Here is a 13,708-nt window from a genome sequence, read left to right as displayed (position 1 = left end):
TAAAGCCAGGCAATCTGGACTTGGAAATCTTCATTAAGCCCTCCTCATTGGGGTTCGCCCAGACTGGGCGGCCAGTCCGCTCTCTAACGGAGCATGAGCAACGCTAGCGGGACCCTTGAATAGTGTCAACGTCATGTTACAAATGTAAGACAGTGAACGGAGGAGCCCGGATATGGCCAGCATCGAACTCGACAACCTGCGCAAGCGCTACGGAAATGTAGAGGCGGTGAAAGGGGTTAGCCTCAGTATCGAAGATGGCGAGATGATCGTCCTGGTGGGGCCCTCGGGTTGTGGAAAATCCACGCTGCTGCGCATGGTGGCCGGGCTCGAATCGATCAGCTCGGGCGTTCTGCGCATCAGCGACAAGGATGTGAGCACGGTCGAACCGGCCGATCGGGACATTGCCATGGTGTTCCAGAACTACGCGCTTTATCCGCATATGTCGGTGCGCGAGAACCTCTCCTATGGCCTGCGCAATCGCCATTATTCCAAATTCGATATTGCCAGCCGGGTCGAAGAAGCCGCGCGCATTCTCGAGATCGGCCCCTTGCTCGATCGCCGTCCTGGACAGCTTTCGGGCGGGCAGCGCCAGCGCGTGGCCATGGGGCGCGCCATTGTCCGCAACCCTGCCGCGTTCCTCTTTGACGAGCCGCTGTCCAACCTCGACGCCAAGCTGCGCGTGCAGATGCGGGTCGAGATTCGCAAGCTGCAGCGCCGGCTGCGTACGACCTCCATCTACGTCACCCATGACCAGATGGAAGCCATGACCCTGGCCGACCGGTTGGTGGTGATGAATGCCGGCCGGATCGAGCAGATCGGCACGCCCATGGAGGTCTACCAGACCCCCGCGACCCTGTTTGTCGCGAGCTTTATCGGCTCCCCGCCGATGAACCTTTTGCCGATCAAGGTGCTGGGATCGGCGGCGGTCGGTCATCCCATCTATGATCCTGCGGCCGACATCGTGGGCGTTCGTCCGGACTCGCTTTCGTTGGTCCAGCCTGCCGCTCCCGCCATCAGCTTCACGGGCGTCGTGGAACTGGTGGAGCCGCTGGGCAACGAGTTCCATGTGCATCTACGACTGGACGGCTATGCCGATCCGCTGGTCGCCAGCCTCGACGATGCCAGCGGCATCGAAGATGGCAAGACCATCACCCTTTGGGCAGAGCACGCGGCCTTGCACCAGTTCAACGCCGAAACCACCCAGCGTATTGCCACGCAATAGTTGGCCATGGCAGTGACCGCAGGCGCTTGCACAGTGAAACTGAGCCGGGCCACTGTGCAATTGTGGTAAGGGCCTGACCGTGTTACGGCCAGACGGGTAGAGATCTTCATGCAATTGACGCCAGGCGAGCATCCTTTTGACCAAACCCTGGTGCGCGTCGCCTGGCTTTATTTCAAGGAAGGGCGCACGCAGGCCGAGATAGCCGATCTGCTCTCGACCAATCGCCCGCGCATCAACAAGCTGATCAATGATGCGCGGCGCACCGGGCTCGTGACCATCACGCTCAACACCAGCCTGACCAGTTGCATCGAGCTCGAGCAGGAACTGATGACGGAGTTCGGGCTGGAGCGGGCCATCATCCTGCCCACCCCCAAGGACCTCGACATGGTCCCCGTGCTGATCGGCGAAGCAACCGCACAATACTTGATGCAGCTCTTGAGCAGCAACGAGGTCTCGGGTGTCGGCACCGCCTGGGGCGCGACCTTGCGCGAGATGGTGCGCTTCGTGCCCGCCGCCAAATATCCCCAGCTTTGCGTCAGCTCGGTGATCGGCGGCCTCACCCGCGGGCTGGCCATCAACACCTTCGACATCGCCAGCGATCTGGCCCGCCAGCTCAATGCCGAATGCGCTTATCTCGCCGCGCCGGTTTATGCCGACAGTGCCCAGTCGCGCGACGCCATCCTCAACCAACGCGAGTTTCAAAGCGCCTTTGACCGCATCGCTCGGAACGACATCATCCTCGTCAGTATCGGGGACCTGTCGGATCGCTCACTGCTGATGCGCTATGGCCTGCCCCAGGACGTGGAGCTGCAGTCGCTCCTTGATGCCGGCGCGGTCGGCGATATCCTGGGCCAGTTCATCAACCGGGACGGCGCCCTGATCGACCACGAGATCAACAGCCGGGCCGTTGCTCTTCCCCTCGCCATCCTCGCCAAGGTGCCTCGTGTCATCTTTGCCGCCGGCGGCTTGTCCAAGGCCGCCGCTATTGCCGGGGCCCTGCGCTCCCGCATGGGTAGCGCCCTGGTCTGCGACGAAGACACCGCTCGCAAGGCGCTTGCACTGACGCGGGAGAGGTAGGCCCGGCACTGCCGCCATCAGGGCAGGGCGTGAATGCGTAGCGAGTTGAGCAGGGTTTGCTTGGAAGTTTGCAGGTGCTCCCGGGCAGCGGTGAGGGCTGCCTGCTCATCGCGCGCCTGCAAGGCCTCAATCAGCCGCAAATGCTCCCCCACCGCAGCCGTGTTGCGCTCGCGCTCGTCCTTTTTGTCCCACTGGTAATGGTAGTGAAAAACGAGGGTGATGACCTTTTGGAACTCGCTGGCAAACCGGTTCCGCACCGTTTTGCCGATCGTGGTGTGGAAGCGCTCATCGAGCAGCGAAAAATCGTGGTAGCGCGTATCAATCTCAGCGGCGAGTTGCCGGTGATCCGCCTTGAGCACGGCAAGTCGCTCCCAGATCGGATCGCTCGGCGGCAGGGAAATCACATGGGAAACCGCATTGAGCTCAAGCACCATGCGGAAGTCCGACAGTTCAACGGCATAATCGCGGGTGAACCCCACCAGCTCCCAGCCGCCCCTCGGGCGACGCCGCACCAGCCCGAAACGGCTGAGTGAAGCCAGAAACTCCTGCAGGCCATAGGCGGTCACGCGGAAGGTCTTGGCGAGATAGGTGACGTTGAGCGCGGTGCCGGGCGCCACGTCGAACCGCAAGATCCAGTCGAGGAACTGCCGCTCAAGTTCATCGAGGGAAATCTGGTCGGCCTGCACCGCCAGCCTGTCGATCGGCTTGGGCAAACGCACCAAGGTCTTTTGCCGGCCATTCCACTCGATCAAGCCTTCGGCTTTCATGCGCTCAAGCGCTGCCCGCACTACGGTCCGGCTCACCTCGAGATCGGCCGCCAGCGCCAGTTCGGCTGGCAATTGGTCGCCTGGTAGAAGCGCCTCGCAACGATCCAGCAAGCTGTTGAAAGCTTCGCGAAAGCGCTCGTCAGTTCTGGCCACTCAAGGCGCTCCCGGTACATTTGTCGACAATCATTAAAAACAATTGACAGGGCAGAGGCAATGGCGAAAGGCTGGTTTCAATAATTTAAAACAGAAAAGTTGGGAGAGTCATGGCGGCCGTCCAAAGCACCACCGGCACATCCTGGCCCACGGGCCGGATCAACGGGGAAACGCTGCACAAGCTCTCCGCCTTGTTCACGCTGGCGATCCTGATCGCGGTCTTCGCCTTCGGCAATGCAGCCTTTCTGTCGGTGAATAACGGCCTGACCGTTTTGCTGCAGACCTCGGTCATCGCGCTTCTTGGCATTGGCATGACCATGGTGATCATCACCGGCGGCATCGATCTGTCCGTGGGCGCAGTGCTCGCCCTTTCGGGCACGGCTACCGGCATGCTGGTCAAGGCCGGCGTTCCCGTGCCGCTCGGCATGCTGGCCGGCGTCGGGGTAGGGGCCCTTTGCGGCCTCGCCAATGGTCTGGTCATCACCAAGCTCAAGATCACGCCCTTTGTCGCCACACTCGGCATGATGTTGATCGCGCGCGGCACTGCGCTGCAGCTGACCGGCGCCGCGCCGATTTCGCAGCTGGGCGAGGCCTTTGGCTGGCTGGGCAATGGCGCTCTTTGGCGCATGGTTGAAAAGCTGCCCAATGGCCTGTCGCGCGTCGTCTTTCCGGGTATCCCCTACCCAGTCATTCTTCTCGTCATCATCGCCCTCATCGCCGCCTATGTGCTGCGCCGCCGTCCGCTGGGCCGGCATCTTTATGCCACCGGCTCCAACGAGGAAGCGGCGCGGCTGGCCGGCGTCAATGTCGATCGCACCAAGATTGCCGCCTATATGCTGTCGGGCGGCCTCGCCGGCGTTGCGGGCAATGTGCTGATGTCGCGCCTCGTGACCGCCCAGCCCAATGAAGGGGTGATGTACGAGCTCGACGCCATCGCTTCGGCGGTGATCGGCGGCGCGTCTCTCATGGGTGGGGTCGGCACGATTTCGGGCACCATGATCGGCGCCTTCATCATCGGCGTGCTGCGCAATGGCCTCAACATGGCCGGTGTCTCATCCTTCATCCAGCAGATCGTCATCGGCATCGTGGTGATCCTGGCTGTCTTTATCGATCAGTTGCGCCACCGATGATCATCTCCCAGCAAACACCAGCTTCACACCGGGGGCAGACCATGACCACGCGATTGGTTGAAATGATCGACATTGAGAAGCACTTTGGCGGCGTTTGCGCGGTCAACGGCGTCAGCCTTGATCTGCATGCCGGCGAAGTGGTGGGCCTGCTCGGCCACAACGGCGCGGGCAAGTCCTGCCTGATGCGCATCCTCTCGGGCGCCATGACTCCGAGCGCGGGCGAAATCCGCATCCGGGGGGAAGTCGCCTCCCTTAACTCCCCCACCGATGCCCGCGACCAGGGCATTGAAACCATTTACCAGACCCTGGCCCTGGCCGAGCATCTCGATGCGCCGGCCAACCTCTTTCTCGGGCGGGAGTTGCGCACGCGTTGGGGCAATCTCGATGACAAGCGCATGCTTGAGGAATCCAAGCGTGTCTTGGCGCGGCTCAACCCCAATTTCCGCAACCTGACCGATGCTGTGGCGCGCCTTTCGGGCGGCCAGCGCCAGGTCATTGCCATCGCCCGCGCGATCTATTTCGACGCCAAGATCCTCATCATGGACGAGCCTACCGCGGCGCTCGGGCCGGCCGAAACCGCCATGGTGGGCGAACTCATCAAGCAGCTGCGCGACGAGGGCCTGGGCATCTTCCTCATCAGCCACGACATGCACGACGTGTTCGACCTTTGCGACCGCGTCGTCGTGATGAACCGCGGCGAAAAAGTGGGCTCGCATGCGATCGGCGAGGTCAGCAAGGACGACGTGCTCAGCCTCATCATCAAGGGCGCGCTGCCCGACAACTGGCAGTCGCGCCAACAAGGAGTTCTGCAATGAACGAGGCCGTTCAGGTCAACGCGTTGGGCACCATGACCGTCGGCACCTGTGTGGAGCCGGGGTTGTTCGAGCTGCGCCAGGCCCCCCGTCCCGCCGAGGCGCCGGAAGGCTGGGCGCTGGTGGATATTGCCGCAGTCGGGCTGTGCGGCACCGATTACCATATCTTTGAAGGCAAGCACCCTTATCTGCAATATCCACGGGTGATCGGGCACGAGCTGTCGGGTCGGCTGGTCGAGGCGGCCGGTGACATGGCCGCGGGCGAACTTGTCGTCATCAATCCCTATGTGTCCTGCGGCACCTGCCGCGCCTGCAGCCGGGGCAAGCCCAATTGCTGCACCCGCATCGAAGTGCTTGGCGTGCATCGCGACGGCGGCCTGTGTAGCCGTATTGCCGTGCCCCTTGGCAATCTTTATCCGGCCACGGGTCTTTCCGAGTTGCAGGCAGCCATGGTCGAGTTCCTCGCCATTGGCGCCCATGCGGTGGCCCGCTCGGAATTGCGCCAAAACGACCGAGTGCTGGTCACGGGCGCCGGCCCCATCGGTCTGGGTGTAGCGCTGTTTGCCCGTCTGGCTGGCGCTGATGTACACCTGCTGGATCTCAGCCCGCGCCGCCTAGAGCTCGCCGGCAAGCGGTTCGGCTTTGGGCACTTGTATAGTGATCCCGGCGCCATTCTCGTCGGCGATCTGGCTGATGGTTTTGACGTCGTTTTTGACGCCACCGGTTCTGGCAAGGCGATCGAAGCCGGCTTCTCCCTGCTGGCGCATGGCTCCACCTATGTGCTGGTCAGCGTCGTCAAGGGCGATATCACCTTCAGCGATGCCGAGTTTCACAAGCGCGAAGCGCGCATCATCGGCAGCCGCAACGCACTGCGCGCCGATTTCGAGCGCGTGATGGCCGCGATCCGGGCGGGGCAGATCGCTACGGCGGCGCTGCTGTCCGAGGAGATCGACCTGGCCGATCTGCCGCGCCGCTTTGCCGAACTGGCGGAGGATCGGGAAAGCCTGATCAAGGCTGTGGTTCGGCCATGATGTTCAGCAAAACGCGCCGGCTTACGGCTCGTCAGAACGCCTAACCACCAAGCTTCATTATCGGAGGAGTAACATGAAGAAATCTGTCCTGCTTGGCACCGTCGCATCCGCGCTTTGCCTCACCATCGCCGCCGCTTCGGCCGGCGAAATCGCCGTGATCGTCAAGACCACCAACTCGAACTTCTGGCAGAACGTCAACAAGGGCGCTGCCGCCGCACTCGAAGGCAATTCCGAGCACACGCTGAGCTTTGACGGCCCCGCTTCGGAAGCCGCCGTGGCCGACCAGGTTAACCTGGTGGAAAACGCGGTCAATCGCGGGGTCGCGGGCATCGTCCTAGCCCCTTCCGACCCCGAAGCACTGGTGCCGGTCGTGCGCCGCGCCAACGAAGCGGGCATTCCCGTCGCCATCATCGACTCCGCCTTGGGTGAAAGCGGCGCAGGCCTCTACCAGACGTTCCTTTCCACCGATAACTGCAAGGCGGGCGAAATGGCTGCTCAGGCCGTGATCGATGGCGCCGGCACCACCGGCAAGGTTGCCGTCATGTCTTATGTCGCCGGTGTTGGCTCGGAGATCGGCCGCGTCGGCTGCTTCACCGAATATCTGAAGGGCAATAGCGAGCTCGAAATCGTCGGCCCCTATTACTCCCAGTCCCAGATGGCCACCGCCCTCAACCAGACCACCGACGTGCTGGCTGCCAATCCCGACTTGGTGGCGATCTTTGGCGCCAATGAGCCCACCGCCATCGGCATGGGCCGCGCCATCGTGCAGGCCGGCAAGGCCGGCCAGCTGACTGCCATCGGTTTTGATGGCAACGAGGACCTGCAGGCCTTCGTCAAGGACGGCACGCTCTCGGGCATTCTCGTCCAGGGCTCCTACCAGATGGGCGAACTGGGCGTGCAGGCCGCGCTCGACCTTCTGGGCGGCAAAACCCTCGAGGAGCAGATCGATACCGGCGTCGTCCTTGTCACCAAGGACAATATCGACCAGCCCGAAGCGCAGAACGTGCTGTACTAAGCAACTCTACCCGGGCAGGCACCGCGTCCGTCCGGGTTTTTCACCCGACAATGTTGCGCCATCGCAAGCTGTAGCGCGCTTCTGCCGCGGAACTCACGCCCGCACCCGTCGTTGGTCATGGCATCCCACTTCGAGAGAGAGCCATGACCGATCGCCTCACCATGCAGGACCCGCGCAGCCAATATCCCCAGCCCCCGTTCCCACGCCAGCCGCAACCCATCCCTGGTCTGGCCGCCAAAATGGATCCGGTGCCCGATCATGGCGAAAGCTCCTATCAGGGCTCGGGCAAGCTCAAGGGCCGCAAGGCGCTGATCACTGGCGGCGATTCCGGCATTGGCCGGGCCGCGGCCATCGCGTATGCCCGCGAAGGCGCGGATGTCGCCATCTCCTTTCTTGAGGCCGAGTCAAGCGACGCGCAGGAGGTGATCAAGCTGATCGAAGCCGAAGGGCGCAAGGCCATCGCGCTTCCCGGCGACATCACCGATGAAAACTGGTGCCAGCAGCTGGTGAGCCAGGCCGTCGAGGGGCTGGGCGGACTCGATATCCTCGTCATCAATGCCGGCCGGCAGCAGAACCGCGAGTCGATTGACAAGGTCACCTCGGCCGATTTCGACAAGACGATGAAGACCAATCTCTACGCCATGCACTGGATCGCCCAGGCAGCCGTGCCGCATCTCAAGCCGGGCGCTGCCGTGATCACCACGGCCTCCATCCAAGCCTATGAGCCCTCGGCCATCCTGCTTGATTACGCCACCACCAAGGCCGGCATCGTCGCCTATACCAAGGCCCTCTCCAAGCAGCTGATCGAGAACGGCGTGCGCGTCAATTCCGTGGCCCCCGGCCCGTTCTGGACGCCCCTGCAGTCGAGCGGCGGCCAGCCCGAGGAAAAGGTCATGCAGATGGGCTCGGACAGCGCCTTTGGCCGCCCGGGGCAGCCGGTCGAGCTGGCGCCCATCTATGTGCTGCTCGCGTCCCAGGAAGCCAGCTACATCACCGGCGAAGTGTTTGGCGTCACCGGCGGCGCCGGCATCGCCTGACGCGCCTTCATGGGCCGGGCCCCTGTGCCCGGCTCCTTTCCACAGCAACGGAGTTCATCATGGACGAGGAGGCCACCGGCAAGCTCGTGCCGGTTCGGGCAACACCCAATGCGCCGGCCCGAGCCCGCGTCCGCTGGGCCTGGGGCCGTGCAAGCCTTGAGGTCGATGCCGAGATTACCCCCGCCGGGTTCCTGGCGATCGGGGGCATGGTCGGCATGATCCTGCTTGCGGTAGTGCCCATTGTTTCGGCTGGTAGCCGCGCCCGCCGGCGGCTGTTCTGATTTAGCCGCCGGCTCACAGTCGGCGGCGCTACTTCTTGTTGCGCATCGCAGCGCTCAGCATGTCGCCCAGCGAGCCGGTGCTGCGCTTGGCTTCCTGCGGCGGGCGTTGGCTGGGGCGTATTGGCTGCTCACGACCACGTTCGCGCGGCGCGGCGGCCTCGCCATCCCTGCGCATGGTTAGCCCGATGCGTTTGCGCGGCAGGTCCACCTCGACCACGCGAACCTTTACCACATCGCCCGCCTTGACCACCTCATGGGGGTCCTTGACGAATTTGTCAGCCAGTTGCGAGACATGCACCAGCCCATCCTGATGCACGCCAATATCCACAAAGGCACCAAAGGCGGCGACATTGGTCACCGTGCCCTCCAGCATCATGCCGGGCTTGAGATGCTTGATGTCATCCACGCCTTCGGCAAAGGTCGCGGTCTTGAAGGCTGGGCGCGGGTCGCGGCCGGGCTTTTCCAGCTCGGCCAAAATATCGCGTACGGTAGGCAGGCCGAAACGCTCATCGACAAAGCTCCTGGGATCGAGCCCGGCCAGCGCCGCCTTGTCGCCCATCAGCGTGCGCAAATCCCGCCCGCAGGCCGCAACGATCCGGCGCGCCACGCCATAGGCCTCGGGGTGAACCGAGGACGCATCGAGCGGCTCGGTGCCATCGGTGATGCGCAAGAACCCCGCGCTTTGCTCGAAAGTGCGCTGGCCCAGCCGTGGCACCTTGAGCAGCGCCTTGCGCGATTGGAACGGCCCATTGGCATCGCGATAGCTGACAATGGCTTCGGCAACCGAGGCGCCAAGGCCCGAAATCCGCGCAAGGAGGGGCGCTGAAGCGGTGTTGAGATCAACGCCTACCGCGTTCACCGCGTCTTCCACCACCGCGTCGAGCGAGCGCCCGAGCCGGTTCTGGTCGACATCGTGCTGGTATTGCCCGACCCCGATCGCCTGGGGCTCGATCTTGACCAGCTCGGCCAGCGGATCCTGCAGGCGCCGCGCGATGGACACCGCCCCGCGCAGTGACACATCGAGATTGGGGAACTCGGTCGCTGCAAGCTGCGACGCCGAATAAACCGAAGCCCCCGCTTCCGAAACAATCACCTTGGTCGGTTTGGGCGCCGGCAGGCGTTCGATGAGGTCGGCGACGAGTTTTTCGGTTTCCCGGCTGCCGGTGCCATTGCCGATAGCAATAAGTTCGACCCGATGCTTCTGGATCAGCGCCTGGATAGCCGCTTGCGCCCCCACCACGTCGTTGCGGGGCTGGAACGGGTAGATCGTCGCCGTATCGAGCACCTTGCCGGTGGGGTCGATCACCGCGACCTTGACCCCGGTGCGGATGCCGGGATCGAGCCCCATCGTGGCCCGAGCGCCAGCGGGTGCCGCGAGCAGCAGGTCCTTGAGGTTGCGGGCAAACACGGAAATGGCCTCGGCTTCGGCGCGTTCGCGTAGTTCCACCATCAGGTCCACCGACAAGGACGCACGCAGCCGCGTCCGCCAGGCCCAGCCCGCAACCTCGCGCAGCCAGTTGTCGCCCGCGCCATTGCCCTGCGCCTTGAGCGCGCCCGCCACCAGCCGCTCGGCCGGCTTGACGGGGTCGGGCAGGTCGGCGTCCACCTCCATGTCGAGGCTCAGAAATTCCTCGTCGCGTCCGCGCATCATCGCCAGCGCGCGGTGGCCGGCGACCTTGTTCCAGCGTTCCGAATGGGCAAAATAGTCGGAGAACTTGGCCCCGGCGTCTTCCTTGCCCTTGAGCACCTTGGCGCTCAGCATCGCCTTGTCGCGCATATAGCTGCGCAATTGCCCGAGCAGGCCGGCGTTCTCGGTCAGTCCCTCGACCACGATATCGCGCGCGCCCTCCAGCGCTTCCTTGGTGCCGGGTACGTGTTCGTTGAGGTAAGCTTGTGCCAGCGCTGCTGGGTCGGCATTGCGATTGGCGAGAATGGCCTCTGCCAGTGGCCCCAGCCCGCGCTCGCGCGCAATCTCCGCCTTGGTGCGCCGCTTGGGCTTGAAGGGCAGGTAGAAGTCTTCCAGTTCCGCCTTGGTCGCCGCGCCCGTGATGGAGGCGGTGAGCTGGGGGGTGAGCTTGCCCTGCTCGTTGATCGATTTAAGGATCGCCGCCCGCCGCGCTTCGAGTTCGCGCAGATAGGTCAGCCGCTCGGCGAGGAGCCGCAACTGCGTGTCATCGAGCCCGCCCGTCACTTCCTTGCGGTAGCGCGCGATAAAGGGCACCGTGGCGCCACCATCGAGCAGTTCCACCGCCGCACCAACCTGGGCCGGGCGGGCCCCCACCTCGGTGGCGATCTGGGCGGCAATGCGGGTGTCGAGTTCGGACATGGCTCTTCTTCTTGGGTTCGGCTGGCGCGACCATAGTCGCCTCGCGCGGCAGGTCACACCCGATCGGGCGGGTTTTTCCCCGGTTGTGCGTTCCCATGGGGATAAACCATGTCCGCAATATGCCGGTGTCGGAACCCGCGCCCTGGCAGATGAATCATGTGCTCGCAGCGGTGTTGTTCTTTGAATGTTCTCGTGCATGATAGCAGCAGAACCGGAGGGGAGGTTAGGAATGAAGGTCAGTGGAACATTCACCGTCTCGGGGTTCCAGCAGGCAGACCTAGCCGTGCCAGACGCGGTGGTCACCGGCTTGCCCGTGGGGGTGAGCACGATGGAGAAGCTCTATACCGGCGAGGTCAGCGGCCGCTCGACCACGATCTTCACCTTCGCCTTTGATCGCGTCTCGGGCGTGGGGTCGTACCTTGCCATGGAGAGTTTTGAAGGTGCGCTTGGGGACAAGCGGGGCAGCTTCAACTTCCTTCATTCGGCGGCCACCCAGGGGAGCGATCGAGCCAACGAATTCTTCGCCATTGTCGAGGGCAGTGGCACCGGGGAGCTGGCGGGCATCACCGGAACGGGCGGCATCAGCATTGATGCGGAGCTGCATCACATCTGGTTCGATTACACCTTCGGCTAGCGCAACACGCCCGCGCTTCCGCGACATCTTGGCCACGGCTCTTGCGAACAAAACAGGAATACGGTTCGGTGCCCGCCTAGCTGGAGCCTTGCGATTCGTGGCGTTCGATACCTCATATCTGGAGACCCTGAACCCCGAGCAACGCCGGGCGGTGGAGCATGGGGTTGGGGCTGATCGCTCCTCGCCGCTGCTGGTGATTGCCGGCGCTGGCTCAGGCAAAACCAATACGCTGGCCCATCGGGTCGCCCATCTTGTCGTCAATGGTGCCGATCCCCGGCGTATCCTCCTCCTCACCTTTTCACGGCGTGGCGCCGGCGAGATGACCCGCCGAGTCGAACGGATCTTGGCGCGCGTCCTCGGTACCAATACGGGTGGGGCCGGGGATGCTCTCGCCTGGGCCGGCACCTTTCATGGCATCGGCGCGCGTCTCCTGCGCGAACACGCCGTCCAGATCGGGCTTGACCCTGCCTTCACCATCCATGATCGCGATGACTCCGCCGATCTCATGAACCTCGCGCGCCACGATCTGGGCTTGAGCGGCGCCAAGAGCCGGTTCCCCACCAAGGGCACGTGCCTCGCTATCTATTCGCGTGTGGTCAACGCGCAGGGTGATCTGGCCGAGGTGCTCAAAACCGTTTTCCCCTGGTGCGCCATGTGGGAAAGCGAGCTGCGTGCCCTGTTTGCCGCCTATGTCTCGGCCAAGCAGGGGCAGAACGTGCTCGATTACGATGACCTGCTGCTGTATTGGGCCGGGATGATGGAGGAGCCGGCCATCGCAGCCAATCTCGCCAGCCGGTTCGATCATGTGCTGGTGGATGAATATCAGGACACCAACCAGCTACAGGCCTCGATCCTCCTCGCCCTCAAGCCGCAGGGGCAGGGGCTGACCGTCGTCGGCGACGATGCCCAGTCGATCTATTCCTTCCGCGCCGCGACCGTCCGCAACATCCTCGATTTCCCAACGGCCTTTTCGCCCGCGGCCGACATCGTCACCCTTGATCGCAACTACCGCTCCACCCAGCCGATCCTTGCCGCAGCCAATGCGGTGATCGAGCAGGCCAGCGAGCGCTTCACCAAAAATCTCTGGACCGAGCGGCAGTCCGAGGCCAAGCCGCTGCTCGTCACCGTGCGCGACGAGGCTGACCAGGCGCGCTACGTCGTGGAAAAGGTGCTCGAAGCGCGCGAAGGCGGCGTGTTGCTCAAGCAGCAGGCGGTGCTGTTTCGCACCTCGAGCCATTCCGGCCCGCTCGAGATCGAGCTCACGCGCCGCAACATCCCCTTTGTCAAATTCGGTGGCCTCAAATTTCTCGACGCCGCCCATATCAAGGACCTGCTGGCGCTGCTGCGCTGGGTGGAAAATCCGCGTGACCGGGTGGCCGGGTTCCGCGTGCTCCAGCTGCTGCCGGGCATTGGCCCTGCGGCCGCCGGCAAGGTGCTCGATGCGTTGGCGACCGGGCCCGATCCCGTTTGGGCTCTGGGAGAAATCCCCCAACCTCCGCGCTCGGGTCAGGGCTGGAAGGAGCTCGTGGAACTCGTCACTCGCCTCTCCCGGCGTGATGCCGGCTGGCCGGCCGAGCTGGGCTATGCCCGGCTCTGGTACGAGCCCCTCATGGAGCACACCTATGAGGATGCCAGCATCCGGCAGGCCGATATCGTTCAACTCGAGCAGATCGGGGCAGGCTATCCCAGCCGCGAGCGGTTCCTGACCGATCTGACGCTGGATCCGCCCGAGGCGACGAGCGATCAGGCGGGGGTGCCGCTGCTCGATGAAGACTACCTCATCTTGTCCACCATTCATTCGGCCAAGGGGCAGGAATGGAAGGCGGTGCATGTGCTCAATGTGGTGGATGGCTGCATTCCCTCCGATCTGGGCACCGGCAGCACCCATGAACTGGAAGAAGAGCGGCGCCTGCTTTACGTGGCAATGACCCGGGCCCGCGACGAGCTGCATCTGCTGGTGCCACAACGGTTTTACGTCACCCAGCAGTCGCGCCATGGCGACCGGCATCTGTACGCCCAACGCACCCGCTTCATTCCCCGCGCGACGCTAGGCAGTTTCGAAGATATTTTATGGCCCCCGGTAAAGCCCTATCAGCCTGATGGGTTTACCCCCACGCCGGTGCAGGCCGATCTTGGCGCGCGCATGCGCAACATGTGGGCAAAATAGCCATGGTCAGTCTGCTGACACCGGCTGACCGCTCCGCCCCTATGCTCGGCAGGTGA

Annotated in this window: 12 protein-coding genes; 10 read left to right on the top strand and 2 right to left on the bottom strand. The window is 63.7% G+C overall.

All coding sequences use genetic code 11. The features are described from left to right. Positions 1-172 precede the first annotated feature (172 nt). Together ugpC and HRQ64_RS17000 are read left to right on the top strand one after the other, a co-directional pair. A complete protein-coding gene (ugpC, locus tag HRQ64_RS17005) occupies positions 173-1,222 on the top strand; it encodes a sn-glycerol-3-phosphate ABC transporter ATP-binding protein UgpC (protein ID WP_172124568.1) in 1,050 nt (349 codons plus the stop codon). Between the two features lie 108 nt (positions 1,223-1,330). Beyond that, complete coding sequence (locus HRQ64_RS17000; protein ID WP_172124567.1) at positions 1,331-2,299, top strand: sugar-binding transcriptional regulator; 969 nt, start codon at positions 1,331-1,333, stop codon at positions 2,297-2,299. 17 nt (positions 2,300-2,316) lie between these two features. Here the strand turns inward: HRQ64_RS17000 and HRQ64_RS16995 are convergent, their stop codons facing one another. Next, positions 2,317-3,219 (bottom strand): GntR family transcriptional regulator, encoded by a 903-nt coding sequence (locus HRQ64_RS16995; protein ID WP_172124565.1) that lies wholly within the window; start codon positions 3,217-3,219, stop codon positions 2,317-2,319. A gap of 110 nt (positions 3,220-3,329) precedes the next feature. Here HRQ64_RS16995 and HRQ64_RS16990 point away from each other — a divergent pair, with 110 nt between their 5' ends. From HRQ64_RS16990 to HRQ64_RS16965, 6 genes are all read left to right on the top strand, one after another. Then, positions 3,330-4,349 (top strand): ABC transporter permease, encoded by a 1,020-nt coding sequence (locus HRQ64_RS16990; RefSeq protein WP_172124563.1) that lies wholly within the window; start codon positions 3,330-3,332, stop codon positions 4,347-4,349. A gap of 41 nt (positions 4,350-4,390) precedes the next feature. After that, complete coding sequence (locus HRQ64_RS16985) at positions 4,391-5,164, top strand: ATP-binding cassette domain-containing protein (RefSeq protein WP_210258569.1); 774 nt, start codon at positions 4,391-4,393, stop codon at positions 5,162-5,164. Then, entirely contained in the window at positions 5,161-6,192 is a 1,032-nt protein-coding gene (locus tag HRQ64_RS16980; RefSeq protein ID WP_172124561.1) for a zinc-binding alcohol dehydrogenase family protein, read from the top strand. Before HRQ64_RS16985 ends, HRQ64_RS16980 begins: the two co-directional genes overlap by 4 nt. Before the next feature lie 73 nt (positions 6,193-6,265). Next, on the top strand, positions 6,266-7,207 hold the full coding sequence (locus HRQ64_RS16975; protein WP_172124559.1) for an ABC transporter substrate-binding protein: 942 nt from the start codon (positions 6,266-6,268) through the stop codon (positions 7,205-7,207). Positions 7,208-7,350: 143 nt separating this feature from the next. After that, on the top strand, positions 7,351-8,244 hold the full coding sequence (locus tag HRQ64_RS16970; protein ID WP_172124557.1) for an SDR family oxidoreductase: 894 nt from the start codon (positions 7,351-7,353) through the stop codon (positions 8,242-8,244). Positions 8,245-8,303: 59 nt separating this feature from the next. Continuing rightward, positions 8,304-8,525: a hypothetical protein gene (locus HRQ64_RS16965; protein WP_172124555.1), complete on the top strand. Its 222-nt coding sequence runs from the start codon at positions 8,304-8,306 to the stop codon at positions 8,523-8,525. Between the two features lie 28 nt (positions 8,526-8,553). Here HRQ64_RS16965 and HRQ64_RS16960 read toward each other — a convergent pair whose 3' ends face one another. Continuing rightward, positions 8,554-10,851 carry a Tex family protein gene (locus HRQ64_RS16960; RefSeq protein ID WP_172124553.1) on the bottom strand — a complete coding sequence of 766 codons (2,298 nt, stop codon included), beginning with the start codon at positions 10,849-10,851 and terminating at the stop codon, positions 8,554-8,556. A 229-nt stretch (positions 10,852-11,080) separates the two neighbouring features. Between HRQ64_RS16960 and HRQ64_RS16955 the strand changes: the two genes are divergently transcribed. Together HRQ64_RS16955 and HRQ64_RS16950 are read left to right on the top strand one after the other, a co-directional pair. After that, positions 11,081-11,485 carry a DUF3224 domain-containing protein gene (locus HRQ64_RS16955; RefSeq protein ID WP_172124551.1) on the top strand — a complete coding sequence of 135 codons (405 nt, stop codon included), beginning with the start codon at positions 11,081-11,083 and terminating at the stop codon, positions 11,483-11,485. A 97-nt stretch (positions 11,486-11,582) separates the two neighbouring features. Then, a complete protein-coding gene (locus tag HRQ64_RS16950; RefSeq protein WP_349236723.1) occupies positions 11,583-13,652 on the top strand; it encodes an ATP-dependent helicase in 2,070 nt (689 codons plus the stop codon). Positions 13,653-13,708: the final 56 nt, after the last annotated feature.

The sequence above is a fragment of the Devosia sp. 919 genome, from assembly GCF_013185965.1.
Classification (GTDB): domain Bacteria; phylum Pseudomonadota; class Alphaproteobacteria; order Rhizobiales; family Devosiaceae; genus Devosia.
This window is presented reverse-complemented; position numbering and strand designations above follow the sequence as displayed.

Coding starts and splice junctions, on each gene's coding strand:
- HRQ64_RS16985 (WP_210258569.1), top strand. CDS start 4,391: ATGACCACGCGATTGGTTGAAATGATCGACATTGAGAAGCACTTTGGC.
- HRQ64_RS17000 (WP_172124567.1), top strand. CDS start 1,331: ATGCAATTGACGCCAGGCGAGCATCCTTTTGACCAAACCCTGGTGCGC.
- HRQ64_RS16990 (WP_172124563.1), top strand. CDS start 3,330: ATGGCGGCCGTCCAAAGCACCACCGGCACATCCTGGCCCACGGGCCGG.
- HRQ64_RS16975 (WP_172124559.1), top strand. CDS start 6,266: ATGAAGAAATCTGTCCTGCTTGGCACCGTCGCATCCGCGCTTTGCCTC.
- HRQ64_RS16970 (WP_172124557.1), top strand. CDS start 7,351: ATGACCGATCGCCTCACCATGCAGGACCCGCGCAGCCAATATCCCCAG.
- HRQ64_RS16965 (WP_172124555.1), top strand. CDS start 8,304: ATGGACGAGGAGGCCACCGGCAAGCTCGTGCCGGTTCGGGCAACACCC.
- HRQ64_RS16955 (WP_172124551.1), top strand. CDS start 11,081: ATGAAGGTCAGTGGAACATTCACCGTCTCGGGGTTCCAGCAGGCAGAC.
- HRQ64_RS16980 (WP_172124561.1), top strand. CDS start 5,161: ATGAACGAGGCCGTTCAGGTCAACGCGTTGGGCACCATGACCGTCGGC.
- ugpC (WP_172124568.1), top strand. CDS start 173: ATGGCCAGCATCGAACTCGACAACCTGCGCAAGCGCTACGGAAATGTA.
- HRQ64_RS16960 (WP_172124553.1), bottom strand. CDS start 10,851: ATGTCCGAACTCGACACCCGCATTGCCGCCCAGATCGCCACCGAGGTG.